The organism is Paenibacillus sp. FSL R5-0914 (genome assembly GCF_038004525.1).
In the GTDB taxonomy this organism is placed as follows: Bacteria; Bacillota; Bacilli; order Paenibacillales; family Paenibacillaceae; genus Paenibacillus_AQ.
The window spans coordinates 938,869-964,347 of the sequence record NZ_JBBORH010000003.1 but is presented as its reverse complement, the minus strand read 5'-3'; the positions used below and the strand labels follow the sequence as shown (position 1 = coordinate 964,347).

The window sequence follows — 25,479 nt, the reverse complement described above, 5'->3', positions numbered from 1 at the left end:
TCAAGGTGACAACCCTTTCTCATACAATTGAACAGTTCATTTCCTCATCGTATCACAATCTGAACAGCTTGAAAAATGCTTTTACATTCTTCGCAAATTCCTATCGAGAAGAAAAGCAGCATCGCACTAAGCGATACTGCTAGTTATACTCTATTTCTCCACTAACACTCGATTGAACATTTCTTCCTGTTACTTGGACTCAATTTCTGCCCTAGCGGCCTCTAGTGCTTGGCCAAGATCAGCAATCAAATCCTCTGCATGTTCAATACCGACGGAGAAGCGCAGCAAACGATCATCTACACCCACAGCATTTCGAATCTCCACAGGAATATCAGCATGTGTTTGTACAGCCGGATAAGTCATAAGTGACTCTACGCCGCCCAAGCTTTCTGCGAATGCAATAAGACGAATATGACGAAGAAGCGGCTCTACGTATCTGGCATCTTTTAATTTGAAAGAAAAAATACCGGTATTGCCTGAAGATTGGCGATTCTGGATTTCATGTCCTGGATGATCAGGCAATCCTGGATGGAACACTTCCGCAATCGCTGGATGCTCTAATAAGTAGTGAGCGATCGCTAGTGCATTGCTTTCGTGACGCTCCATACGCAGCGCCAATGTCTTCAAGCCTCTCATCAACTGATAACTGTCTGTTGGTCCGAGCACGGCGCCAATAGAGTTATGTAGAATAGCTAATTCAGCTGATAATTCTACACCCTTGGATACAATCAGGCCTGCCAGTACATCATTATGACCACCCAAATACTTAGTAGCGCTATGAACTACAATATCCGCACCTAATTCTATAGGCCGTTGGAAGAATGGAGTCAGCAGCGTATTATCTACAATGCTAAGTAACCCATGGTGACGTGCCCAAGTGCACACGGCTTCAATATCCGTGATCATCATAAGTGGATTCGTTGGCGTTTCAATAAATACAGCTTTCGTATTTGGACGACGGGAAGCTTCCAGTGCATCCAAATCATTCGTGTCTACATAAGAAGCAGTGATTCCAAACTTGGACATAATCCGTTCCAACAAACGATAGGTACCGCCGTAAAGATCCAGCGAAACGATCAGATGGTCGCCTTGAGCGAACAAGGTAAGCACTGTTTGTATCGCTGCCATCCCTGAGCTACAAGCAAATCCTGCATCTCCAGATTCCAGTTCCGCAGCTGCATTCTCAAGCACTGAACGGGTCGGACTCTTGGTGCGGCTATAATCAAACCCTGTGCTTTGACCGAGTTTTGGATGACGAAATGCCGTTGCATTATAAATTGGAAAATTAATTGCTCCTGTGGCAGGATCTTCTTGAGAACCTATTTGAGCCAGTCTACTTTCAATCCTAAGTTTGTCATCCATGATTAATGCCTCCTAATTTATATTGTAGCGCTATTATTAATAAACAATCGGGTCGATATCATAAGGCGTTTCTTGATATACATAGTAATTGAGCCAGTTAGAGAATAATAAATTGGCATGCGCACGCCACACTGCTGGAGGTGTACGTTCTGGATCATCTTTAGGGAAGTAATGTTTCGGCAAAGCCATCTCCATCCCTCTAGACACATCACGGTCATATTCCCATTTCAAGGATAGAGGATCATATTCGGAATGTCCGGTCACAAATATTTGTTTACCGTCGTTTGTAGCCACTAGATACATACCAGCTTCTTCGGATTCCGCCAGAATCTGCAGATCTGGGTTATTCTCAATATCTTCACGGGAGACATCGGTATGACGAGAGTGTGGTACATGGAATACCTCGTCAAAGCCGCGCAACAATTTAATGTTATTTTGATTAATCGTATGAGCGAAGACGCCAAAGCATTTCTCAGGCAATGCCACTTTACGAACACCAAAATGATGATATAAGCCTGCCTGTGCCGCCCAACAAATATGCATGGTTGAAGTCACATTGTCCTTGCTCCATTCAAAAATCTCTTTCAGTTCTTCCCAATACGATACTTCCTCGAACTCCATTTGTTCTACAGGAGCACCTGTAACGATTAAACCATCCAAACGGCGGTGGCTGATCTCGTCAAAGGTTTTGTAAAAGCTCTTCAAATGTTCAGCAGAAGTATTCTTGGAAATATGGGAACGCGGATGCAATAAAGTAACATCAACTTGTAGTGGCGAATTTCCAATTAAACGCAGCAATTGAGTCTCTGTCGTCTCTTTAGTCGGCATGAGGTTCAGAATAGCAATCCGTAGTGGACGGATATCCTGATGGAAAGCCTGACTTTCGTCCATCACAAAAATATTTTCTCCGGATAGTACTTCTTTCGCCGGTAAACTGTCGGGAATTTTAATTGGCATTGTCTTTCCACTCCTTAGCTGAATTTAGTTATTTTGCCGCACTGCGGCTTGCTGAACATAAAAAGACCTTCCTCGGAAATCGAGAAAGGTCATATCTACAGTCATATGTGCCTCTCTCATCTGCCAGAATGTTCCTGAAGACGATTAGACGTCTGCAGAAATTCCGCAAGAATTAGCACCGTGCGTTTACACGCCGGTTGCCGGGTTTCATAGGGCTAGTCCCTCCACCTGCTCTTGATAAGATTTAGCTGTATTCAATTAAATTACTTTAAAATTCACTTTAAATCATGAACCTCCTTTTCGTCAAGTCCATACAATGCTGAAGAAGCCTCAAAATCACAATAAATTTGCTTGAAAGAGGCATACTCCGTTGTTATACTAGACAAGTATTTCATACCTAAACGAAAAGAAGAGGTGAGAAGAAGGATGGAAGGCGACCCGAGCTCGCAAATATGTGTACAGAATGAGCAACCACACAGGATAATCATCAGCTTGCCGGCGGCGGGAGCAGTTCTTCTTCATGCCCTCGAAACGTCATTTGGCCCTATGTATTGATTGTACCGCCGGCCAAGCTGATTTTTTTCTCTGTGCTTAATTTAGCAGTCCCTAGTGAAGACCTGGGGATAGGAGGAGTGAAATCAGATGAAAATCCGGCTGGTAAATGCAGGGGTTTTTACACCTATTGATGAAATTGATGAAACACTAACACCCCCAACGGAAGGGTTCTATTGGATTGACGCCGATGTTGAGGATTTGGAGCTGCTTCAGCCCTTGTTCAACCTACATGATCTTGCTGTTGAGGATTGCCTTAGCGAAGAGGATCAGCGTCCAAAGATCGAAATATACGAAAGTCACTACTTTATAGTTGTAAATAGCATCCGCTTTGACGATGAAGAAATTTTCCTACGGGCGCTCAATGTATTCCTTGGAAGACATTACATCATCACTGTCACGAAACAAAAGATCAATGAACTACGAATCCTGAAGCCTATGCTCTGGGAGCAAGAAGTAAGTGAACCGGATATGTTCCTTTACTTGCTAATTGACCTTGTAGTTGATAACTATTTCTCCGTCGGCGACCGAATTGAAGCTCGGATCGAGAAGCTGGAAGAAGATATCCTCATGCATACCAAGAAGTCACATCTCAGTGAAATTATCGGTCTGCGAAGTGAAATTCTATGGTTGAAGAAAATGCTGGGGCCACAAAAAGAAGTGATCAATACCCTAAATAAAAAAGACCTCCGTCTGATTGATGATCAGCTGCAGAAATATTTTAGCGACATTTATGAAAATGCGGTTAAAATATCTGAAACCTTTGAGACGTATCGCGATCTCATGGGCAACTTACGAGAGGCATACCAATCCAGTATCGCCAACCGCGCGAATGAAATTATGAGAGTCTTTACTGCGATCACAACAATATTCATGCCCCTGACCGTAATTACCGGAATCTACGGTATGAACTTTGATCATATGCCCGAGCTTCATACGAAATATGGCTATTATGGCGTTATAGGCGTCATGTTGACTTTAGGCTGTGGGATGCTCTATGTTTTCCGCAAGAAGGAATGGCTATGAAACGAACCGGACGAATAAGCAAGACGAAGGCCCTGTAACCGTAAGGTATAAGGAAGCCTTCGTCTTTTTGGTATGCGCAAATTTAAAAGCTGGTCGCCATGCCCACTTTATGCGTCTGCTCTCGACGGAAACGGATGCGTATCAATCGCAGACGCTCATAATAAATATCCAATCCTTCAGCAGCGGAAAAATCGTCACCATACACCTTATGTAACACCGGTTTTAGGAAAAGATCCCCGAGCTCCACATAGGCATTCCATATCGCATCCTGCTCACTCTGCGGCATATTGCCAAGCTCTACATGGATCAGCTTCTCGACAGAATAACCTTCTCTTTCTAGCTCCTCTACCGCTTCAATCAGTTCACGCCGGTTCACTCCACTATTCACCTTAAGCTGTTCCAAGCCCAACCCATTCTCGATCCCCTGTAGCAAAATCCTCCGCAAGCGCAGTCGTTCTAGTTGCTTCTTATATTTGACTTCTTTCTGTTTATAAAGCCAAGAGACGAAAGACTCCTCTTCAATTACTTCATGCACCCAATTTAGAGGGAAGGAATGTTCCCTTGCCACCGCAGTAGTTATAGCCAGCCAATCAGCCCCAAACTGCGCTATCTTGCCTTCTCCCACACCCGGAATTTGCATCAGTTCCTCTGGCGTATGCGGTAGAAATGTACTTAACAAGCGCAACAGACGATTACTGGCGAGAATATAGGGCGCCTTCCGTTCACTCGAAGCCTTACCACGGCGCCAAGCACATAACTCTTCATAAATGGCTTCATTCCCATAATGTTCGCTGTAATATTGAAGCTTCAGCTGCTCCTGATTACGCCCAGTAAGACTATCCTCCTCGTGGAATATCCCATCGATTAAGGGTCGATAGCCATCTCCCATCTTCACTGCTAGCTCATGCCTGTATACACAGAGCATCTCATTCCATGAACCACCTTCATACCACAAATTCTCAATGTAATTCTCCCCACCTGAAAAATCACGCCAGCCCAAACTCCAGATCCCCTCTTCCTCTCCAATCCACAGCTGGGCGTACACCTCTTGATCCACTCCAGATATTCTGGATAAACGGTTCATAAACACAATTTGCATATTCATCCCTACCTTTCTCAACATTACAGTAAGCACAATAACCTTCCGGGAAGAGCCTCCTTCGGAGCGAACAAATCCTTTCTCAATCAGACCCCGAACGCAAAAAAAGCACCTCTCTCACGATAAACGCGAAAGAGGTGCTCCCTCATTAAATGCTATACTGTTAGATCCTAGAATACCATATATTACCGAACAGTCAATGTCTTTTTATACTAGTTTCTAGCTAGAGCTAATGTAGCCAATCCAATCGCTCCAGCAAGCCCTGCATTGTCTCCAAGACCTGGTGAGACAACATAATTATCGATGTCAATATTAAGCGATGGATGCTGAACATATCCGCTCAATAACTCTTGCAGCTTAGTGCGAATTAACGGGAACAGGTGGCTTTGCTTCATAACACCACCGCCCATTACGATTTTTTGAGGAGACAGAATCAGCACATAGTTCATGAGTGCATGTGCAAGATAGTGAGCTTCCATTTCCCATGCCGGATGGTCCACTGGTAGCTCTCCTGCCGGTTGTCCCCAGCGTTTGCCGATCCCCGGACCTGCGGCTAATCCTTCAAGACAATCGCCATGATAAGGACAGTAACCCTCAAACGTATCCTCTGGATGTCTACGAACTAGAATATGTCCCATCTCAGGATGTGACAATCCATGGACCATCTGGCCGCCAACAACCGCTCCTGCTCCAATGCCTGTCCCAACCGTAATATAAAGACAGCTGTCCAGACCTTTAGCCGCTCCCCATTTACTTTCCGCAAGCGCTGCACCATTCACATCCGTGTCAAAGCCGATCGGAACGTTAAATTGCTCAGCCATTGTGCCTACCAGATTATATTGTCCCCAGTGAGGTTTTGGTGTCGTTGTTATGTAACCATAAGTAGGGCTGTCCAGTACGGGATCAATCGGTCCAAAAGATCCGATTCCGAATGCTTCTACATTCTTCTCTTTAAAATAGTCTATTACTAGTCCCATCGTTTCTTCCGGTGTTGTTGTCGGAAAGCTAACTCGGTCAACAATGGTACCGTCCTCATAACCAATCCCACATACAAACTTTGTTCCGCCTGCTTCAATCGCTCCCAATAGCTTCACAGCAATTATCTCCCTTTCTCTAGTTAGAAGTTGAAACGCTACCCATACACAAATGAATAATATCATAAAAAAAAGCAATCACCAGCCCTAATTATACGTCGAATGAAGCGCTATCACAACAAGTATAAACGCCTTTTGCGTCCTTATAAGGACGCAAAAGGCGTTTAAGAGAGAAAGATAAGGATAATGTATAGTGTGAAACTTATACGTTCTTATAGTTTAACAAACACCCTCCATGCATCTTTGCATGAAGGGTGTCTGATCTTAACCCAAATCGCCTAACTCAATCTGTACAATTCCCCGTTCGTCCTGCACCTCAGCAATCAAATGCATCAAGCTGCCGAACTCTAGCTCCTGAAATTTGCGCGCAGCTGTTTCCCGCTGTAGTTGCCACAAGGCTTCCGTCAGCTCGCAGACCACTGGTACATCGCAACGGATTTCCGCTAACTCTCGCGATAAATGCAGCATATCCAGATCTGCTTCGATTTTGGTACGCACACCTTTAGGGAGCAGATGCATATTCTCAATTACACCTTCAACTGTTCTGTATTCGGTCAGCAGTTTCAGCGCAGTCTTCTCACCAATCCCTTTTACGCCGGGATAATTATCACTGGTATCGCCCATAAAGCCTTTCAAGTCAATCACTTGTCTAGGGGTTAGACCCTTTTCCTCCAGCAATTCTGCAAGGTCATACACTTTATAGTTAGAGCGTCCCTTTTTCATAATGACGACCTTAACATTCTCATCAATGAGCTGAAGCATATCATGGTCACCCGTCAAAATATATACCTCAGAGTTCTCACTGTAACAAGAAGCCAGCGTACCAATGCAATCATCCGCTTCATAACCTGCAAGTCCAATATTCGGCACCCCAAGCTCAGCTACTACATCTTTTACTAGATCGAACTGTGGAATAAGCTCTAACGGGGCTTCAATCCGATTCGATTTGTATCCATCGTATTTCTCGGTGCGGAACGTTCCTTTGCCCATATCCCAGCAGCATACGACGTGAGAAGGCTCAAATGTGCTTACCGCATCGAAAAAATACTGCAAAAAACCATACACCGCATTCGTCGGCAATCCAGCTTTTGTCTTGCGAATATATCCTCCATAAGAGGTCGCATAAAAGGCCCGGAACAGCAGAGCCATTCCATCTACAAGCATTACACGGCCCGTTGTTTCTGCTGTCATGTATAAACCTCTCCCTTAATCGTTCATTGTATTGTTATTAAGCGCTTGTCCATGTTATTGCACAAAGAGTATTCTATCAGAAAATACTTGATCTGATAAGGGATCATATAGTTACACATATGGGAGCTTATTCTTATCCTTTGAAATTAACAAGTAAAAACACCATCAGTGCCCTTGCAAGGGCGGTGAGCTTAAGCGAGAAATATAAGTATATTATAGAATCATGGTCTTTTGTGATTTTCCTAGATATCCAAAAAGGGATGTCCCAACAGCCATGAAATGACTGTTGGGACATCCCCTTTACGGATTTATACTTTGGAAGTATTGGTCCAAGCTTCAGCATATTGCTCTTCTTTAAAGCCTACCGTGACTTTAACACCATCAGTGACAATCGGACGTTTATTTAGCATACCATGGCTCGCGAGCAGCTCAAGCTTCTCCTGCTCACTAAGCTGTGCCATTTTGTCCTTAAGACCCAATGCTTTATAGACTTCACCACTTGTATTAAAAAACTTTTTCAGTTCAAGTCCGCTATTGGCCAGCAATTCACGCAGCTCCTCAACGGTAGGCGGCTGTTCTGCGATGTTTTGAAGCTCTAGCTCATGACCTTGAGCTTGTAGCCATTTTACTGCACTGCGGCAGGTGCTGCATTTTGGATATTGATATACTTTTAGTTTGCTCATGTTGTTCTCCTTTAATGGTAGTGATGAGTGCGCTACGCTGGCAAATTATTCTTCCGATCGCTGTTATCCTCAGATTTCTTGATTTAGTCCGCTTGTTGCGGATGAAATCCGAGGATAAAGGCGAAACTCCGTTTCTCCAGAACCAATTCGCCCTCTCGCTAACATCACTAAGATAATTTTTACCTCAAATTCGCTTTCAAGCCTTGCTCCAGTATTTCCTCCAAAGCCGCCATATCAGGCGGCAAAGGAGCTTCAAAGATCATTTCCTGCAGCAGCACCGGATGCTTGAACGTCAGACGCACCGCGTGCAGTGCTTGACGCGGTATGGAGGCATCTAGTGCTGCAACGGACTCCAACTGTTCACTTTGTGTTAAAGTCAATTCCGGTAGATTATACAGCTCATGACGATACATGCTGTCACCAATCAAAGGACAGCCGATAGAGGTCATATGGACCCGAATCTGATGAGTACGACCACTCTCCAGCTTCAGTTCAACTTTTGAACCTTGTGCGTATACGGTTTTAACCTCATACCGAGTCAGAGAAGGATAACCATCCGGTGTCACGATACGCCGATGCGGCTCCTCAGGATCACGGTCAATAGGTCCGTCGATATCGCCGAAAGGATCCACAGGAGCCCCATGAACAAATGCAGCATAACGTTTGTCCACTGTACCCGCAATCATCTGCTCAGAAATATGCTGATGGCTATACGGATTCTTGGCGATGACTAACACACCGGAGGTTTCCTGGTCCAGACGATGAACGGGTCGAAAGCGGAAACGTTCATTTTTTTGCGCCCAATAATGAACTACTCCGTTAGCCAGCGTGTCAGTGTAATGTCCGTGTGTGGGATGCACGATGATCCCTGCTGCCTTGTTTACTACGAGCAGATGCTCATCTTCAAATAGAATTTCAAAGGGAATCGGCTGCGGTAAAATATCATCCGAAGTCTCTGTTTCCATGCGAATCTGTACAATATCGCCTGCCTTAACCTGTACGCTGATATAAACACGCTCTCCATTTAATGTAATCCCTTGTTCTGTTTGCTTAAGGCGTGACAACAATTTACGTGAGACATCCATCCGTTTATGCAGGATCGTCTTCAGCAACCAGTCATCCTCTTCTGGCGGTATAATGTAAGTAATTGGTGAATAATAGCTAGTCATATTAGTCTCGGAACACCTTTTTACTGCGAATGTATTCTACATCAGTAATCCCTGCCCGTGTATTAGCCGTCCTAGCCAGCGCAAAGAAATAATCGGATAACCGGTTCAAATAAATAACTGCTTCCGGGTTAATGTCTGCATTTCTTCCAAGTGTAACTGCCCGGCGTTCCGCCCGGCGGCAAACCGTACGGCACACATGTAGAACCGAAACCAACGGACTGCCCCCAGGGAGGATGAATTTTTCTAGTGGTGGATTCTCTGCTTGAAGCTCATCAATCCAGCCCTCCAACCGTTTAGCCATCTCACTTGTTACCATATATTGACCACCATCACCTAGCTTAATAAAAGCCAGATCGGTTCCGCAATCGAATAGCTCATGCTGAATTTCCAGCAGCTGCTCGCGTACATCATCAAACTGATCGTCCTCCATCAGGCTCCTTGCCTGACCTACAAAGCAATTCAGTTCATCGATCGTTCCGTAAGCTTCAACTCGGACATCGTCCTTACCAACCCGGCCACCAATCACTGAAGTTTGACCCGCATCACCCGTGCGTGTATAGATCACCATGGCTTACTCCTCCTATCCATTCTTCAAATCACATAATGCTAGTTTAAGCTTTCTTATATAAAAATGGCAAATGAAGAGTATAGGCATATTCTCTCCAAGTGTGACTGCAATGTTGCGATGTGTGAGCTTAAAGGAACAACAAAAAGAGGACCCTAGGGTCCTCTTCAACAGCATGTAGCGACGTTATTTTCCAACTGGACGCCCCTTCATGTATTCATTTATCTTGAGATCCAGTAAACTGCTAATTTCAATCACATTATCTGAAGTGAATGATTTTTCCTGCAAAAAAAGCTGCTCCATTTTGCTACGGAGTATTCTAATTTCATCTTCCAGAGAGAGCATGCGAGCAGAAGCATCACCCTTGGGGGACAGTTTCCCACTTCCAGAAAAACACTGCCCTCCATAGGAAGGTAAGTAATAATCGGCACTAAGCACAATCATCCCTCCTAAAAGTATTATTGAGCGCGTGCCACAAAATGTCATTAAAGTAATAAAAGCAACTTCAAAGCAACGCTTAATTCCAGAGTAAAATACGTCCTTGTTAGTTCTATTATAGGGGTTAATTACTCTCAAAGTAAAATAATACCATAGGATTATAGGATAGGCTATAGTCCAATTTTCTCTATTCCATTCTCTCTCGTTCCAGTTGTGTGACAAAAGCACCAATGCGTTCAATAGCTTCATTCAGTTGAGCTACTGATGTAGCATAGGAGCAGCGTAAGTAACCTTCACCACCTAAACCAAAGACACTTCCAGGTACAGCTGCCACCTTATATTCAAGCAATAATCGCTGTGCAAACTGATCAGATGTCAGTCCTGTTTTGCGCACGCTTGGAAAAACATAAAATGCACCTTGTGGTTCATGGCACTCCAGTCCCGCATCACGCAAACCCTTAACAATCAGCCTCCGCCGTTGGTTATAAGAATCGACCATTCGATCCTTCTCTTCCATCCCATTGGTCAGTGCCTCAAGTGCAGCCACCTGGCCCATAGAAGGAGCGCACATCACAGTGTACTGGTGAATCTTAAGCATAGCGGAGATCAAATCAGGGTGACCACAAGCATAACCCATTCTCCATCCAGTCATGGCAAAAGCCTTGGAGAAACCGCTGACCAAAATCGTACGGTCCATCATACCTGGCAATGAGGCAAAGCTGACATGATTAATTCCATACGTCAATTCCGCATAGATCTCATCCGAAATTACAATTAGATCGTGCTTCTCTACAACCTTGGCGATCGGCTCCCAATCCTCTCGGGTCATAACACTTCCCGTTGGGTTGCTCGGGTAGCACAGAATTAGAACTTTGGAGCGTGGAGTAATCTTCGCTTCCAAACTCTCTGCAGTAAGTTTAAAGTCATTCTCTCCGATGGTTTCGATACCTACAGGAATACCTCCGCCAATAGCCGTTATCGGCGAATAAGAAATATAGCAAGGTTCTGGTATGAGGATCTCATCGCCCGGCGTGATCAAAGCGCGCAGAGCCAGATCGATAGCCTCACTTCCGCCGACCGTTGCTATAATTTGATTGGCAGGATCATACTCCACTGCAAAACGGGTGTGCAAATAGTTCGCAATACCCTCCCTTAGTTCAGGCATTCCTGCGTTTGATGTATAGCCTGTAAATCCTCTTTCCAGCGAATAGACACAAGCTTCTCTGACATGCCACGGGGTCTTGAAATCAGGTTCCCCGACTCCGAGTGATATGATATCCTTGCTGCCTGCAGCCAGATCAAAAAACTTACGAATACCCGAAGGCTGAATTTGCTGTACCAGCGGGGCCAAATAAGAATTCATTGATTTGCTGTCTTCTCCAGTTAGCTGCGTTTTGTTCGTGATCATATGATTACTTCCTTTATGGAGAGATCATCAGACGGTTGTCTTCCTCATGCTCCTCGAAGATGATCCCATCCTGTTTGTATTTTTTAAGGGTAAAATTCGTTTTAGTTGAGAGTACTGAATCAATTGGAGACAGCTTCTCGGATACAAAATTGGCCACTTCACGTAAGTTTCGGCCTTCCACTTCTACCAGAAGATCGTAAGCACCTGACATCAGATAAACGGATTTCACTTGTGGATACAGGTAGATTCTCTCGGCAATGCCTTCAAATCCGCGACCCCGTTCGGGTGTAATCTGTACCTCAATCAGCGCTGTCACTTTCTCGTCATCGACTTTATCCCAGTTTACAACGGCTGCATACTTAACAATTACATGGTCCTTCTCTAATTGCCCAATCGCCGTCTTTACGTCTTCTTCTTCCTCGCCAAGCAGCGTAGCTAAGAGTGCAGTAGATCTTCTCGCGTCCTCTTTAAGCAGTTCCAGCACTTTCCTCTTTAGTTCGTTCATTTCCTTCATGCCTTCCCTCCGGATAGTTCGCAAATGACGTTGCGCTATTCATGCGTCGCCCCGCGAAAAGAGTTTAATACTAATATGACATGAATTGAGCATCTCTGCAAACAAAATAACCCCATATGATATCCGCATAGAAGACTAGGTTTACTCAGCTAAATGGATTTTTATACAAAAAACGCCCGTTTATACCGGAGCTCTCGGTATAAACGGGCGTCAGCCTTAAGGTTATGTGGCAGGATGCTTCATCCGCTAACCATCTTGGTTACATTAAATGAGACGGTTGATGTTGTCCATTCGAATGAAGGTGGCTGTTCGCATTGTGAGCAATAGATCCAGTTTGTCCTGTTTTTTGCTGCACGAACTGACCTGATTTTTGTTGCAATTGCTGTGCAGTTTGAAGCTGCTTGTCCACATCTTGGCGCAATGCTTTTGCAGGCTCAGGATACATATTCATTTGGGACATATGCGTATACAGATCGCCCTGAAGTCGAAGCGTGTTCATAGTCATCTCATTAAAGACCCGGCGAACCGCTGGACATGCCGATTCCGTAGCAGCTGTCGCATACTCACGAACCGTCCGCTTCAAATCACACAAAATGGTGTTCATTAAATCCTCATCTGGCATAAATGCTGCTGGATTCTGTGCGTTCATTTTATAACCTCCTTAAGATTAATAATGCAATTATTGTGGGCTTGTTGGTGCGTACTGTTGATGCTGCTGGAGTAACTGAGTGAGTGTATCCATGTGCTGCGTGTGATTTTGGATATGCTGCAAACAAACTTGTCGGACCTGCTCGTTCTGCGTTGTCGCGGCGGTAGCCGCACATTGCTTAAGAAGCAAGTCCTCATTAGAGATGGAGTCTGCGATATATTCCAATTCTTTTCCACTTAGTGCCTGCATTTGCATTGATTGCATGAGTTGTAGTCCCTCCTTGTAGTTGATCCAAACAGGCTTTAGTATACCGCCAAAGCACACCATTTATTTGCCCAACAGCACTAGAGAGTTATGACAAAAATAAGAACATGCTGCGAATGAGACGGTAAAATGCCGCCCATACTAAATAATGGAACAAATGAAGGAGCGATCATTTTCATGAGACTAAATAGCGGCACCCCACCTTGGAGAAGTACTTTACAAGACCCACCAACTTATCCTGCGCTAGAGGATACCATTCACTGTGATTGCCTGGTTGTAGGGGCTGGAATGGGTGGAGCAATGGCATCCTATCGCTTGTCTTTAAGCGGAGCTGAGGCTGTTCTGATCGAAAAAAGACGCGTCGGAAGCGGAAGCTCACATGCCAATACTGGTTTACTTCAGATATCTAACGACAAATCGTTAACCTCATGTATGAACACTTTTGGAGAAAAGAACGGCTTGCTCTTTTATCAGTTATCCCAAGCAGGGGTTAGAAATATTTTGGATCTGCCAGCCAAGCTCGATATCGATCCCCAGATTATTCCTCGCAGCAGCCTTCTATATGCCAGTACACCAGAGGATGTACCTGCTCTGCGAGAAGAATATAAGAACCTCGTTGCTCACGGATTCGATTCTGATTTCTGGGAAGAGGATAAAATTGCTTCGGTGTATTCTTTTTCTAAACCTGCTGCACTTTATTCACGCAGTGATGCAGAAGCGAACCCTTTCCGGACAGTTCACAGCCTGATCGCCAAGGCAGCAATGAATGGTGTACACGTTTATGAGCAGACCGAGGCTAAACAGTATGAGTTTACCGAAGATGGAGTAATTTGCCACACAGAGAACGGACGTATTATTGCGAAGAAGGTTATTTTTGCAATGGGTTATGAAACGCAGGAGTTTAAAAAAGACCGAGGCGCTGAGCTGATCAATACGTATGCAGTGATGACCAAACCTCTGAAGGAATTCCCCAAGTGGCATGAGCGGAGCCTCATCTGGGAAACCGCCCGACCGTATTTGTATTTTCGGACAACACCGGAGGGACGTATTATTGCAGGAGGTAAAGATGAACCGTTGACAGATCCAGAGCGCCGTGATATCAGAGTGATTTCACAAAGTCAAAGGTTATTGGAAGAGCTGGAAGCTTTATTTCCTGAAATCAAAGGCATTGAGATAGAATACTCCTGGGGTGCTGTATTCGGCTCTACGCGTGATGGGCTTCCTTATATCGGCCCTCATCCCAAGTTCCCTCATTGCTACTTCATCGAGGGTTATGGGGGCAATGGGACGGTGTACAGCATGATTGCTGCGGAGTTATTAACAGATACGATTGCGGGTAAACATCGGCCGGAGCTTGATCTATTCTCATTGACACGATCAGCCAAACCTTCTCCTTCTTAGAAAACGGATGTGAATAAGCAATATTGAGGTTTTTTAAAAAAAGCTTAGTCCCCTTATGTTCATTAAGAGGACTAAGCTTTTTATGAGGATGCTTATGCTTTCTCGGTACTCAGATTACGTACGAGCTGAATACGGTCTTCCTGCGCTAGACTGTGCTGTACATGGAAACAAGACGGGCACACATACACATTAAGGGAGAATGGAGATGTTAGTACAGGTCCACCTAGTGTAGCCGGTGCAGACGGCTCGAAGTTGCTAACAAGCTGTTTACCAGCAAGGATAGTTAACTCATGGCATTGTGTACATTCCGGAGCTTCTTCCTGAATCGCTAAGATGCCCGATACACGCTCTTCATACTTATTCAAATCATAATCGTCACCGAATTGGTTGAGCGTGTTGTAAATAGGAACTACACTGTCTTTGTCGACGTCTCCCCAAAGATCATCATCATTAATAACCTCTTGTTTAGGTTCTTCTACAACTTCTTCTTCCTCTTCTTCAATGCCGTCTATCCCTACAGTAACTGTACGATATCCGTTAAGTTCATTGTTGCAGTGAGGGCAATTTTCCTCGGGTCCGAATTCCTCGTCCCATACGATTTCGGTATGACACCAAGGGCATACAGTTGTTTCCATCTTAATAATCTCCTTCATAATCCACGTTTAAATTTAGTTCATCATTAAATAAATAATACCGGCTGCTATAAAAGCAATAGCTGACACAAACAGAACTCGGGTAAGAATCTTCATGATATCCTCCTAATACTCCACAAAGTGGAGCTGCTCATTTCAAAGCTTGTCCAGCTTCATCTGGAATCCTTTGTAGGGAGGTGCAAAACTTTCTATTTTTTAAAATATAGCTGCACCGATCACATAAGACAACGAAACCGAGATCAGCATCGCTATTAGCCCAACAGCACGGTTATCTGCAGCGATCTCCTCATCAATAGAGAACACTGGGGTTAGGAATTCAAATAAAAAATAGGCAAGCAGCAGCAGCAAAAAACCGACGACCGACCACTTCATCGTCTCATAAATCGAAACACCTGATTCAATGCTGAAACGCAGTACGTTGCAAATTCCGAAGATTTTGCCACCAGTAGCCATGGCTACTGCCAAGTTCCCCTTGCGAATTTCTTCCCAGCAATTATATTTCGTTACCATTTCAAAAATAGACAGAAATACAACAAGCCCAAGAATTGCTACTGCAAAGTAACCAAGCAAGGCACCTAGCGGATGACCCAGCAAAAGATCAATATCTCCTTGCACACTTTTCCCTTCTTTCTGCCGGGCAATCCCGCTATTGCAGCTCAGCCACGGTTACGCCTGCGCCGCCTTCATTATAATTTCCAAGCCTATAGCTCTTAACATGTCTGTGCTTACGCAAATATTCTTGAATTCCTGTGCGGAGCACACCTGTGCCTTTACCATGAATAATAGAAATTTGGCCCAGATTTCCTAAGAAGGCTTCATCAATAAAACGATCCGTCTCCATAATCGCTTCTTCCAAATTCGTACCTCGCAAATCCAATTCTCTACGAATGTTCTCATCACGGGAGCGTTTAACGGTTGTCGCCTGCCGAAGGGGCGTTGGTACAGAGGCCGCTTTCGAAGAGAGCAGTTCCAAATCATCCAGGCTTACCTTCATCTTCATGATCCCAAACTGTACTAAAGCCTCTTTAGAGCCGCTTAATTCCACTACAAAACCTTTTTGGTTTAAGCTATCTACTTTCACTTCATCACCAGGACCAATCGTCCGCGGAGTCTTAGCAGGCTTACGAGTAGCGGCTTTCTTACGCGGTGAAGGTTCGGCTTCGTCTAGACGTCTCCGTGCTTCAATCAGCTTATGCTCTTTGACTGAAGCGCCTTCTTCCATAGCTAAGCGGCGTAAATCACTGATAATTTCCTCAGCTTCTTTACGCGCTTTCTCCAAGATTGCGCTGGCATCTTTCTCCGCTTTCTCCAGTCGTTTGTCTCGCTGACTTTCCAGCTTCTCCAGCTCTTGCTGATGTCTGCTGCGTAATTCCTCTACTTCGCGACGGATACTCTCTGCTCGCTCATGTTCCTGTTCCGCTCCAAGTCGATTCTCTTCGAGAGAGGCAATCATATGCTCTACACGTAGATCCTCTTCCTTCACTTCGCCGCGTGCATGCTCCAGAATCGCACCTGGCAGACCTAATCGCTCTGCAATTGCAAAGGCGTTGCTTCGTCCAGGAACACCAATCAGCAAACGATAGGTAGGGCTGAGACTTTGGACATCGAATTCCATGCTGGCATTGATGACCCCTTTACGCTCATAAGCGTAAGCTTTCAATTCGCTATAATGCGTGGTAGCGACCATACGGCATTCAGTCCGGTGAATATGTTCCAGAATGGCAATCGCCAGCGCGGACCCTTCTGCCGGATCCGTTCCTGCACCCACTTCATCAAGCAGAATAAGACTCTTGGGAGTCATTCTCCGCAGAATGGAAATAATATTCGTCATATGACTGGAGAATGTACTCAGACTCTGCTCAATGCTCTGTTCATCGCCTATATCTGCATAAATGGCATCAAACACACACATTTGACTGCCTTCTTCTGCAGGGATGAACAACCCAGACATCGACATGAGACTCAACAGTCCAATGGTCTTGAGTGTAACGGTTTTACCACCCGTATTCGGTCCGGTTACAATAATGGAGCTATATTGGTTGCCGAGCTCCACATCCAGAGGAACCACATGCTCCGCGGGAATAAGCGGATGGCGTCCTTTGCGCAGCTTCAAATACCCGCGATCGTTCATACGAGGCTGTGTAGCCTTCATATCTCGGGCAAGACGCGCCTTGGAGAAGATAAAGTCAAGCTCGCCAAGAATATCGATATCATAAGTCATTTCTTCGGCTATATCAGCTACAAGCGCTGTCAACCTATGCAATATGATCTCAATCTCCCGTTCTTCACGCAGCCGTGTTTCACGCAGCTTATTATTCATGGCCACAATGGACTCAGGCTCGATAAATAAAGTGGCTCCTGATCCGGACTGGTCATGTACAATGCCACCGAAATGCGCACGATACTCCGCTTTTACAGGAATAACAAACCGATCTCCACGAATGGTTACCAGCTGATCCTGCAGCATTTTAGCAACGGAAGAAGAACGAATCATGGAATCCAGCTTCTCACGAATTCGGGTCTCTCCTCCGCGCAATTCACGGCGAATCGTAGCTAATTCAGAGCTAGCTGTGTCAAGTACATCTGCGTTCTCGTCTATACATAAACGGATGGCATCTTCTACATGTTTTTGCTCCGATAAAACATCGCTGAGTGAAAATAGGAATTCAATCTTTTCCTCCTCATGCATAGCTGCCAGGAATCGTTTGACTCTTCGTGCGCCGCCAATGGTAGTTCCCACTGCCAACAGTTCAGTTGTTCCCAACATTCCACCTATAGAGGCACGTTTTAGTGCTGCTCGAATATCGCTTATCCCGCCGAATGAAGGAATACCCTTCAGACGATCTACATTAGCCGCTTCGTCCGTGGCTTGAAGTAGCTTCTTCACACCTTCAAAATCACCAGACGGTCTTAGTTGCTCCGCAGTCATTCGCCCCATTGAGGTTTGCGTATATTGCATTAATTTATTTAAAATCTTGCGATATTCAAGCGTATGCAAAATTTTGTCGTCCAATTACAGTCACAGCTCCCTTCATAGATGTTTCCATTATACAGAATTCAAGCCAATTTCGCTATTTGGTATCGGTTAAAGCATAAAAACAAGTATTAAGGTCACAATAAGAACTGCACATATCCTTAGCTTGGGCCAAAGGAGGTTAGTACAGTGAATTTCTTGAGTCATGTGGGTCGTTTTATTGTAGCAGCGCTTGTTCTGATGGTCGTTAGTTGGATTGTTCCACAGTTCACGGTTGGTGGCTTCTGGAGCGCTCTAATCCTTGCACTGGTGATTGCGTTACTCGGCTGGGTTGTCGAAGGAATCTTCGGCAAAAAAGCAACGCCCTTCGGGCGTGGTATCGTCGGTTTCATCGTTAGTGCATTAGTCATCTGGGTCGCTCAATTCGTAGTGAGTGGGGTCAGTGTTTCCATTCTAGGAGCTATCCTGGCGGCGTTGGTCATCGGTATTGTCGATTTATTTTTGCCGGTATCCACGCCGTTTGAGGCAGCAAAGTAACGAAAGCTATTCATAACACAGAACCCCTATTTCCGGTTCTTTTCCGGTAATAAGGGTTCTGTGTTGTTTTTATCCTTATGACACAATCTCCGCTTCATGACTCTCAACACAATTGACCACTCTGTTCTTACCTTGCTTTTTAGCGGTATAGAGCGCTTTGTCCGTTTTACGAAAAAGAAGCTCTTTCCCATCCCCAAGCTGATAATCACAAATTCCAATGCTGACAGTAATCGGCTTATTTCCAGCCTGCAAATGCTCGATTTGAGCAATATTGATCCGTAATTTTTCTACAGCCTCATAAGACTCTGAAAAACTTTTGTCTGTAAAAATCACAGCGAATTCTTCACCGCCATACCTAGCCGCAAAATCATTTAACTCAATCATACCGCCCACCTTGTCCGCAATTACCTTAAGAACAAGGTCCCCAACCCTATGTCCGTAGGTATCATTAACTTGCTTAAAATTATCTATATCGAAGAGCGCCAGCTGTAGTTGAAGGTTGTTGCTTTCACATTGCTCCAATAATGAATCCAAATATTCATGAAAGGTTTTATGATTATATAGTCCAGTGAGTGCATCTATCTTCAGCAGCTTATCCGAAATAGCCCTCTCCACCATTAGATCTTGGCCTTCCTTCGTTAATCTCTCCAGATTTACACGCGCTTCCCGCGCACGAATAATTACAGCAAGAGCCATCCCTACAAATATTATAAACACACACTCTACTATTAAGAATTCAAGCAGCGGTTTATGTAGGAATGGCCGTTCCAACCCGAAATATACTCCCGCATAAAACACAATACTAAATAGTCCCATTAGATACAGGAGCTTACGATCAAAATAAATAAGAGCGACCATAATCGGCATCATGAGCGTCATCTGAGCACCATCGACAAAAGGCTCTAATACAAAATACATAAGGTAGGACACTAAAAACCCACAACTAACCACCCCATATTTAGGGGATTGTTTACTATAACGAAGCCACAGCTCCGCAGTAATCATAAGGACCACAATTAGTAAATTACAAGCAATAAATAAGTGCCATAGATTCGTGTCCATGGTTGTTTTTATTTGAAGTCGGTCAATATTCGACAAAAACAGCAACTGTGAGAACAATAAAAGAATAACTACCATCCAATAACCTTTTAAGATTCTACGGTGCCAAACCTCCGTATTTAGCGTATCGTTAGTGCTTGAAATATGTATCCCCTACTTTTGTACGTTAATGTAATAGCTTTCATTATAATAAATTTTAGTTATATTTTCATCATTTATTTGCAATTTACGACAAAGTTTGAACAGTCTCCCTTGTTCACGGATTTTTCACATTTAATCAAAGCGCTTACTTAAATTTTAAGTTATGATGTCTACATAATTGTCACATTTTCACTATGCTTGGACTTCTTGGGAGGAGGTTTGGATCATTAAAAAATTTGCAATTCTACTTTCAATTGTGTTCGTTATAGCACTTACAGCCTGTGGAAACAGCAATGATAGTGCTGCTGGCAATGCTAACACATCGGAGCCGGAGATCGAGGCAGAAACAGAACTTACAATTACAGCTACGAATTACAGTTTTGATCAGGAAGAATATCATCTAAAAAAAGGTGTACCCGTCAAAATTATTTTTAAAAATGATAGCGGCAATCACGGTATCCTTATCCCTGAATTTGAACTCCAGCTTAATAGCAAAAAGTCCTCGAAAGTAATTGTTCCAGAGGAAGCCGGCACATTCGAAATGACCTGTTCGATTATGTGTGGATCCGGACATAGCGGCATGAACGCAAAAATCATTGTGGAATAGATGAATCATTAAAAAGCCGATCGTTAGGGAATTGCCCTGACGATCGGCTTTTTAATGAAGTGAGAAATATAAGACATGGTGTGAATCTTATTCTTTCGAATATATTAAACAAAGAGGGCTGACCTGAAATAGATCTCTCTACACATCAGGTACAGCCCTCTTTCTTGCATCCGACATTCAACTGTCCTGTTCGATCAGTTGAATCCATTCATTATATTCATTCTGAAGCTTGGCATATTCCTCTTGAAGATTACGATGCTCATCCGTCATCTTCTGTAGCTCATTTTGATGCATCTCAAACTGGACCTGTAGCAGACGAAGTTGTCCTTGGGCCAATTCATAGTTCTCGCCGACTTCACCAAGCTGCTGAAGCACCTCACTGCGTTCACGTTCAATAGATTTCTGCTTAGCCTCAGCCTCACCGGCCTCCTGCTGCCAAATATCTATCTCTTCACGCAGCTTCGCTTCCAAATCACTCCACTGCTGCTGTCGCTCGAATAATTCCTCGTACTTTTGCTTCCATGAAGCGCCGTACGCCTCTGCTTCCCTCAGAACATCCTGCTGCTCTGCAACCGTAGCAGCGGCCTCAAGGCTAGCTTCAGACAATTCCTCTAAGCGTCGAGCTGTCTCTTCGCCTTCTTCTTGCAGCAGTTGATATCTTTCCTGTAGACGTTCTCCATCTTGCAGCACTTCATCATATTGAGAGATCAGTTCCTCATAGCGTTCACGAAGTGCAGACAGTTCCTTCTGAACCTGTCCACCTTGTTCACGGAGTGCTGCAGTTTCGTGTTCTGCATCTGTACGAAGCTGAGCTTCCCGATCTAACTGTTGTACTAAACCATCCGCTTGACCACGAAGGATCTCAATCTCCTTTTGAAGCGCCAAAGATTTCTCTTCGGTCTCCAGTAGGTTCATTTCAAGCTCACTAATATCTTCCATCCGTTTATCCGAGAGCTCCTGCCAATTTGCTGCCTCCGCCATAGATCCAGCGAGTTCTTCCTGAACACGGTGCAGATTGTCATTCGTTTCCTGTAGTGACTTCCGCAGCTCTGATGCTTCATTCTGAGACTGCTGATAACGCTGGCGCAATTCTTCCAGATCTTCATTCAACAGCGTGCCTAGCTCAGTAGCAGTACGCAGCTCCTCACTGAGCTGTTCTTCACGTTTAACCACCGCTTCATATTGTCCGAGCAGCGTCTGACGAGCATCTCGTTCACTCTTAAGACTGGCTTCAGCCGAACGGAGTCTAGACTGAAGTTGTCCTGTTCCACCACGAAGCTCAGCCAGCTGTTTCTCGAGCTCTTGAATGTTTTGCTTATGTCTATGTTCCTGAGTACCTTGTGACTGACGAAGTTCCTTATTCTTAGCAAGCTCCCGTTGTAAAGCTTCCCGTTCTTCAGCCAATTCCTTGCTTAGCTTCGTTGTCGTGCTCTCAAGCTCCTTACCCAGTGTCAACTTCGTCTTCTCGAGTTCCTTACCTAATGTTGATTTGGTTTCCTCAAGCTGTTTCTCTAAGGTTGACCTGGTCTCGGTTAACTCAAGCTCTAGAGCAGACAAGGAGTCTGAATTCTCCTTAGTCAGCGTCTCACGGATGTTCTCCAGCTCTTGCAAATGCGCTGCCTTCTGCTCTTCCAACTGCTGTAGACGGATGGCTTCTGCATTCGCTAGTTCCTCTCGATGATTCTCACGCATAGCAGACTGTTCAGCCTCATAACTTGCCCGCAGTTCCTGCAACTCCAGCTCACGCGCAAGCAGCTCCTCTTCCAGCTTCTCTCGTGCGGCTTCAGCCGCTTGGGTTGCCTCTTGCAGCTGGTTAGCATGTACTTTACGCTCATTCTCCTGAATTTCCAGATGACGCTTGCGCTCTTCTTCAACCGCAGCAATCAGTCGTGTAGCTTCTTCTTTAGCCGCCGCTTCAAGGCGTTCATATTCTTCTTGTCGCTCCCGCTGAACCTCCAGCAGGCGAGATACTTCCAATCGCAGTTCACTGCGTTCACCTGTCATCATGTTGAGTTCATTTTTAAAATCCTGAACCTGAATAGCCTGCTCCGCCATATGTACTGCTGCAAGCACCGCTATGCGCGGCGTATCCAGTCTGTTGTGTGATTTAGAAATCGTGCGCATATGTTCGTCAACATAACGGGCCACTTGTTTCATATATTCAGTGCTGCTTCCGACGAGTTTATAGGAAGTTCCGTATATCTCCACGGCGACACGTGTCCGGTCCATAGCCACAGTTGTGCCCTCCTTTGTATGTGTGCGGATTCTAAGTTAGTCTTACTGTTTCTATTGTAGCTTTTTTCTTAAGCATTTGGCAAAATCCCTTGTAATCAATAGATTCTCGCTGATATCCTCCGCATTTCACTCTACCCAGAAAAAGCCGCAGCGAATCTCAGTTTCTAAATGGATTCGCTGCGGCTTTACACAATTCCTGCTATTTTCTTAATTCTGCACCAAAAGTTTGTTGAAGGACTGATAATAGCTTATCATGCACCTCTCCAACCTCTTCATCTGTCAATGTATGTTCACCGTGACGATACAGCAGTGAGATCGCAATACTCTTCTTTCCACTCTCTAACTTGCCACCAGTGTACACGTCGAATACCTGTACGGATTGCAGCAAAGTTCCTCCGTTTGCACGGATGGAAGCTAGCAGATCGCCTGCTGGTACAGTTGAATCTACAACCACTGCAATATCCCGTTCCATACCTGGGAAACGTGGAAGCTCATTATATTGCAGACGGCTTTGCGTGTTATCATACAGCGGCTGCAATAGAATCTCAGCTACATAAGTATCCACTAGATCAAGCTCTCTTTGCAGTTCCGGATGAAGCTGGCCCATAGTTCCAATCTTCACACGACCCTCGTCTCCGACTAAATATACCGATGCGGAACGTCCAGGATGATACCCTTCTGGACTATCTCCCTCGTAGATAATTCTGTCTGTAAGACCCAAATAAGCAAATACAGATTCCAGCGCACCCTTCAAATCAAAGAAATCTACAGGCTGTGCAGAAACGTTCCATTGCTTCACGGTTAGGCTACCGCTAAGCAACAACCCCAGCACCGGCAGTTCACGCGGCTGACGAGTCAACTGTTCTTCATCTGTGAAGAAGACATTGCCGATTTCAAACAACGCTAGATCGCTTTGACGACGGTTGGTATTATAGCTAGCAATATCCAATAGTTGTGGCAGAAGGCTAGTACGCAGTACACTGCGTTCTTCACTCATTGGCATAGCCAATTTAACCGCTTGTGAGCCTTCTGATAACTCAGGGAACATTTTGCTTTGTTTCGGCTGGATGAAGGAGTAACCCATCACTTCCTGATAACCGCCATGTGACAACAGGCGACGCAGTTCACGGCGGAGTGATTGCTTATGCGTCAATGCGCCTGGCGTTGTAACACCTTCAATCAGAGTCGTTGGAATATTGTCATACCCGTACAAACGAGCAATTTCTTCGATAAGGTCAACATCATAGCTGATATCGCCACGTCTAGTTGGCACCTGAACTTCGATCAATCCTTGTGCAGTATCCCCGCATTTGAAATGTAGACGACCAAACAAAGTCTTCACTTCTAGCAAGGACAGATCTGTTCCGAGATAACGGTTCAGCTTCTCCAAGGACAAAGTAAGTACCTTCTCTTCTCCTGCGACTGTTCCTGCTTGCACAATTCCTTCATGCACAGATCCGCCAGCATAACGTGCAATAAGTACTGCAGCGCGATTCAATGCAGGGATCACTGCATTTGGATCCACTTCTTTCTCGAAACGAAGCGATGCTTCCGAGCGAAGTCCCAGTTGACGCGAGGTTTTACGAACGGTTCCTCCGTCAAACTTAGCAGATTCCAGAACGAGATTTACCGTCTCAGCAGTAACTTCCGTATCCTGACCTCCCATTACTCCAGCCAGAGCTACAGCCTTAGCTCCATCAGCGATAACGAGCATATGTGGCTCAAGCTTCCGTTCTTGGCCATCAAGTGTAGTCAGGACTTCACCTTCGTGAGCAAGACGAACGCCGAGTTCTCCGCCTTCTATTTTATCTGCATCAAAAGCATGAAGCGGCTGTCCGTATTCGAGCATCACATAGTTAGTGATGTCAACGATGTTGTTAATTGGACGAATCCCTGCCGCCATCAGACGATTCTGAATCCACAGCGGGGATGCTGCAGGTTTAACACCTGAGATATAACGAACTGCGTAATGACTGCAATGTTCTTCATTCTCAATCTTAACGGAAATAGATTGAGCAGCTGCTCCGCTGATCTCAATCATTTCACTCGCAGGATCTGGTAATTTGATGTCACGTCCAAGAATCGCGCTCACTTCATAAGCAGCACCAATCATACTTAGACAGTCTGAACGGTTCGGAGTCAGATCGAATTCCAGAATTTCATCATCTAGACCCAGCAACTTTGAAATATCTTGACCGATCTCTGTACCTTCAGGAAGTACAAGAATTCCTTCTTGCTGCTCTTTAGGAAGCAATTTATCATTGAGTCCCAATTCTTTAGCCGAGCAGATCATCCCTTGTGATAATACCCCGCGCAGCTTCGCTTTTTTGATATCCAGCCCTGGCAGCTTAGCGCCAACAAGAGCTACAGGAACGGTTTGTCCCGCAGCTACATTCTTTGCGCCACAGACGATTTGCAGATCTTCACCTTGACCTGCATCCACGATACATACGTTCAGTTTATCCGCATCAGGATGCTTTTCTTTCGATTTCACATAGCCGGTTACGATGCCGGAAATCCCTTTATTGCGGCGCTCTACTCCGTCAATTTCAATGCCGGCAGCGGTAATCTTCTCCGCTAGCTTATCGGCGGTTACTCCTTCAATCGATGTATAATCAGCCAACCATCCGGTTGATACTTTCATGTCCGCTCACTTCCTTTATGTTTCAGATGTATTTATCTACTTGCCGTTCGATCTGCTTCCTGTGGGAGTAGTACAATTTAGGATTACTCGATCAAAGCTTCATAACCGTCCTATTTAGAGCAGTCACTACGAAAAATATTGGACTTCCGATCACTGTTATCCTCAGATTTCCTGATTAAAACCACTTCTCGCGGTAGAAATCCGAGGATAAAGGCGAACGCTGGCGCTTCTACAGTTCCAAAATTTCTCTCCGTTCC

The 25,479-nt window shown here is 44.9% G+C and carries 23 protein-coding genes and 1 riboswitch; of the genes, 4 read left to right on the top strand and 19 right to left on the bottom strand.

Annotated elements, in window-relative coordinates:
- Positions 1-189: 189 nt before the first annotated feature.
- A complete protein-coding gene (locus MKX60_RS27540; RefSeq protein WP_076284218.1) occupies positions 190-1,362 on the bottom strand; it encodes an aminotransferase class I/II-fold pyridoxal phosphate-dependent enzyme in 1,173 nt (390 codons plus the stop codon).
- A gap of 36 nt (positions 1,363-1,398) precedes the next feature.
- Complete coding sequence (metA, locus tag MKX60_RS27535) at positions 1,399-2,319, bottom strand: homoserine O-acetyltransferase MetA (RefSeq protein ID WP_076284219.1); 921 nt, start codon at positions 2,317-2,319, stop codon at positions 1,399-1,401.
- Between the two features lie 113 nt (positions 2,320-2,432).
- A riboswitch (SAM riboswitch) is annotated at positions 2,433-2,563 on the bottom strand.
- Positions 2,564-2,961: 398 nt separating this feature from the next.
- Here metA and corA point away from each other — a divergent pair.
- On the top strand, positions 2,962-3,897 hold the full coding sequence (gene corA, locus MKX60_RS27530; protein ID WP_042125638.1) for a magnesium/cobalt transporter CorA: 936 nt from the start codon (positions 2,962-2,964) through the stop codon (positions 3,895-3,897).
- 82 nt (positions 3,898-3,979) lie between these two features.
- Here corA and MKX60_RS27525 read toward each other — a convergent pair whose 3' ends face one another.
- From MKX60_RS27525 to MKX60_RS27475, 11 genes are all read right to left on the bottom strand, one after another.
- Positions 3,980-4,996 carry an HRDC domain-containing protein gene (locus MKX60_RS27525; RefSeq protein WP_340974788.1) on the bottom strand — a complete coding sequence of 339 codons (1,017 nt, stop codon included), beginning with the start codon at positions 4,994-4,996 and terminating at the stop codon, positions 3,980-3,982.
- A gap of 212 nt (positions 4,997-5,208) precedes the next feature.
- Entirely contained in the window at positions 5,209-6,090 is an 882-nt protein-coding gene (locus MKX60_RS27520; RefSeq protein ID WP_076284221.1) for an ROK family protein, read from the bottom strand.
- Positions 6,091-6,354: 264 nt separating this feature from the next.
- Positions 6,355-7,281 (bottom strand): 5'-3' exonuclease, encoded by a 927-nt coding sequence (locus MKX60_RS27515; RefSeq protein ID WP_341061555.1) that lies wholly within the window; start codon positions 7,279-7,281, stop codon positions 6,355-6,357.
- 308 nt (positions 7,282-7,589) lie between these two features.
- A complete protein-coding gene (locus MKX60_RS27510; RefSeq protein ID WP_076284222.1) occupies positions 7,590-7,964 on the bottom strand; it encodes an arsenate reductase family protein in 375 nt (124 codons plus the stop codon).
- A 179-nt stretch (positions 7,965-8,143) separates the two neighbouring features.
- Positions 8,144-9,133: an RluA family pseudouridine synthase gene (locus MKX60_RS27505; protein ID WP_341061554.1), complete on the bottom strand. Its 990-nt coding sequence runs from the start codon at positions 9,131-9,133 to the stop codon at positions 8,144-8,146.
- 1 nt (position 9,134) lies between these two features.
- Entirely contained in the window at positions 9,135-9,701 is a 567-nt protein-coding gene (locus tag MKX60_RS27500) for a cob(I)yrinic acid a,c-diamide adenosyltransferase (protein ID WP_341061553.1), read from the bottom strand.
- Positions 9,702-9,884: 183 nt separating this feature from the next.
- Positions 9,885-10,073: an aspartyl-phosphate phosphatase Spo0E family protein gene (locus MKX60_RS27495; RefSeq protein ID WP_262495626.1), complete on the bottom strand. Its 189-nt coding sequence runs from the start codon at positions 10,071-10,073 to the stop codon at positions 9,885-9,887.
- 250 nt (positions 10,074-10,323) lie between these two features.
- Positions 10,324-11,544, bottom strand: a complete 1,221-nt coding sequence (locus MKX60_RS27490) for an aminotransferase class I/II-fold pyridoxal phosphate-dependent enzyme (RefSeq protein ID WP_341061552.1) — start codon at positions 11,542-11,544, stop codon at positions 10,324-10,326.
- Between the two features lie 13 nt (positions 11,545-11,557).
- Complete coding sequence (locus MKX60_RS27485) at positions 11,558-12,058, bottom strand: Lrp/AsnC family transcriptional regulator (protein WP_042125589.1); 501 nt, start codon at positions 12,056-12,058, stop codon at positions 11,558-11,560.
- A 259-nt stretch (positions 12,059-12,317) separates the two neighbouring features.
- Positions 12,318-12,707, bottom strand: coding sequence for a spore coat protein (locus tag MKX60_RS27480; protein ID WP_076284224.1), 390 nt, complete (start codon positions 12,705-12,707; stop codon positions 12,318-12,320).
- Between the two features lie 30 nt (positions 12,708-12,737).
- Positions 12,738-12,971, bottom strand: coding sequence for a spore coat protein (locus MKX60_RS27475; RefSeq protein ID WP_042186181.1), 234 nt, complete (start codon positions 12,969-12,971; stop codon positions 12,738-12,740).
- 177 nt (positions 12,972-13,148) lie between these two features.
- Between MKX60_RS27475 and MKX60_RS27470 the strand changes: the two genes are divergently transcribed.
- Positions 13,149-14,372, top strand: a complete 1,224-nt coding sequence (locus MKX60_RS27470; protein WP_341061550.1) for an NAD(P)/FAD-dependent oxidoreductase — start codon at positions 13,149-13,151, stop codon at positions 14,370-14,372.
- A 92-nt stretch (positions 14,373-14,464) separates the two neighbouring features.
- Here the strand turns inward: MKX60_RS27470 and MKX60_RS27465 are convergent, their stop codons facing one another.
- The 3 genes from MKX60_RS27465 to MKX60_RS27455 form a co-directional block, all read right to left on the bottom strand.
- Positions 14,465-15,007 carry a hypothetical protein gene (locus MKX60_RS27465; protein WP_341061549.1) on the bottom strand — a complete coding sequence of 181 codons (543 nt, stop codon included), beginning with the start codon at positions 15,005-15,007 and terminating at the stop codon, positions 14,465-14,467.
- A gap of 213 nt (positions 15,008-15,220) precedes the next feature.
- The gene (locus tag MKX60_RS27460; protein ID WP_042125581.1) at positions 15,221-15,640 is read right to left on the bottom strand and encodes a DUF350 domain-containing protein; all 420 of its coding nucleotides are present in this window, start codon (positions 15,638-15,640) and stop codon (positions 15,221-15,223) included.
- A 31-nt stretch (positions 15,641-15,671) separates the two neighbouring features.
- Positions 15,672-18,038 (bottom strand): endonuclease MutS2, encoded by a 2,367-nt coding sequence (locus MKX60_RS27455; RefSeq protein WP_341061547.1) that lies wholly within the window; start codon positions 18,036-18,038, stop codon positions 15,672-15,674.
- Between the two features lie 150 nt (positions 18,039-18,188).
- Between MKX60_RS27455 and MKX60_RS27450 the strand changes: the two genes are divergently transcribed.
- Entirely contained in the window at positions 18,189-18,536 is a 348-nt protein-coding gene (locus MKX60_RS27450) for a phage holin family protein (protein ID WP_341061546.1), read from the top strand.
- A gap of 75 nt (positions 18,537-18,611) precedes the next feature.
- On the opposite strand, the gene MKX60_RS27445 is transcribed toward MKX60_RS27450, so the two are convergent.
- Positions 18,612-19,673 (bottom strand): GGDEF domain-containing protein, encoded by a 1,062-nt coding sequence (locus MKX60_RS27445; protein ID WP_341061545.1) that lies wholly within the window; start codon positions 19,671-19,673, stop codon positions 18,612-18,614.
- A 241-nt stretch (positions 19,674-19,914) separates the two neighbouring features.
- On the opposite strand from MKX60_RS27445, the gene MKX60_RS27440 reads away from it, so the two are divergent.
- Entirely contained in the window at positions 19,915-20,343 is a 429-nt protein-coding gene (locus tag MKX60_RS27440; protein WP_256716343.1) for a cupredoxin domain-containing protein, read from the top strand.
- A gap of 177 nt (positions 20,344-20,520) precedes the next feature.
- On the opposite strand, the gene MKX60_RS27435 is transcribed toward MKX60_RS27440, so the two are convergent.
- Together MKX60_RS27435 and pheT are read right to left on the bottom strand one after the other, a co-directional pair.
- Positions 20,521-22,578: a hypothetical protein gene (locus tag MKX60_RS27435; protein WP_076284229.1), complete on the bottom strand. Its 2,058-nt coding sequence runs from the start codon at positions 22,576-22,578 to the stop codon at positions 20,521-20,523.
- Between the two features lie 199 nt (positions 22,579-22,777).
- Positions 22,778-25,222 (bottom strand): phenylalanine--tRNA ligase subunit beta, encoded by a 2,445-nt coding sequence (pheT, locus tag MKX60_RS27430; protein ID WP_076284230.1) that lies wholly within the window; start codon positions 25,220-25,222, stop codon positions 22,778-22,780.
- Positions 25,223-25,479 lie beyond the last annotated feature (257 nt).

Bases quoted from the DNA above. Each gene is read 5' to 3' on its own strand.
- MKX60_RS27540 (WP_076284218.1), bottom strand. From the start codon at position 1,362: ATGGATGACAAACTTAGGATTGAAAGTAGACTGGCTCAAATAGGTTCT.
- metA (WP_076284219.1), bottom strand. From the start codon at position 2,319: ATGCCAATTAAAATTCCCGACAGTTTACCGGCGAAAGAAGTACTATCC.
- corA (WP_042125638.1), top strand. From the start codon at position 2,962: ATGAAAATCCGGCTGGTAAATGCAGGGGTTTTTACACCTATTGATGAA.
- MKX60_RS27525 (WP_340974788.1), bottom strand. From the start codon at position 4,996: ATGCAAATTGTGTTTATGAACCGTTTATCCAGAATATCTGGAGTGGAT.
- MKX60_RS27515 (WP_341061555.1), bottom strand. From the start codon at position 7,281: ATGACAGCAGAAACAACGGGCCGTGTAATGCTTGTAGATGGAATGGCT.
- MKX60_RS27510 (WP_076284222.1), bottom strand. From the start codon at position 7,964: ATGAGCAAACTAAAAGTATATCAATATCCAAAATGCAGCACCTGCCGC.
- MKX60_RS27505 (WP_341061554.1), bottom strand. From the start codon at position 9,133: ATGACTAGCTATTATTCACCAATTACTTACATTATACCGCCAGAAGAG.
- MKX60_RS27500 (WP_341061553.1), bottom strand. From the start codon at position 9,701: ATGGTGATCTATACACGCACGGGTGATGCGGGTCAAACTTCAGTGATT.
- MKX60_RS27490 (WP_341061552.1), bottom strand. From the start codon at position 11,544: ATGATCACGAACAAAACGCAGCTAACTGGAGAAGACAGCAAATCAATG.
- MKX60_RS27485 (WP_042125589.1), bottom strand. From the start codon at position 12,058: ATGAAGGAAATGAACGAACTAAAGAGGAAAGTGCTGGAACTGCTTAAA.
- MKX60_RS27480 (WP_076284224.1), bottom strand. From the start codon at position 12,707: ATGAACGCACAGAATCCAGCAGCATTTATGCCAGATGAGGATTTAATG.
- MKX60_RS27475 (WP_042186181.1), bottom strand. From the start codon at position 12,971: ATGCAATCAATGCAAATGCAGGCACTAAGTGGAAAAGAATTGGAATAT.
- MKX60_RS27470 (WP_341061550.1), top strand. From the start codon at position 13,149: ATGAGACTAAATAGCGGCACCCCACCTTGGAGAAGTACTTTACAAGAC.
- MKX60_RS27465 (WP_341061549.1), bottom strand. From the start codon at position 15,007: ATGGAAACAACTGTATGCCCTTGGTGTCATACCGAAATCGTATGGGAC.
- MKX60_RS27445 (WP_341061545.1), bottom strand. From the start codon at position 19,673: ATGGTAGTTATTCTTTTATTGTTCTCACAGTTGCTGTTTTTGTCGAAT.
- pheT (WP_076284230.1), bottom strand. From the start codon at position 25,222: ATGAAAGTATCAACCGGATGGTTGGCTGATTATACATCGATTGAAGGA.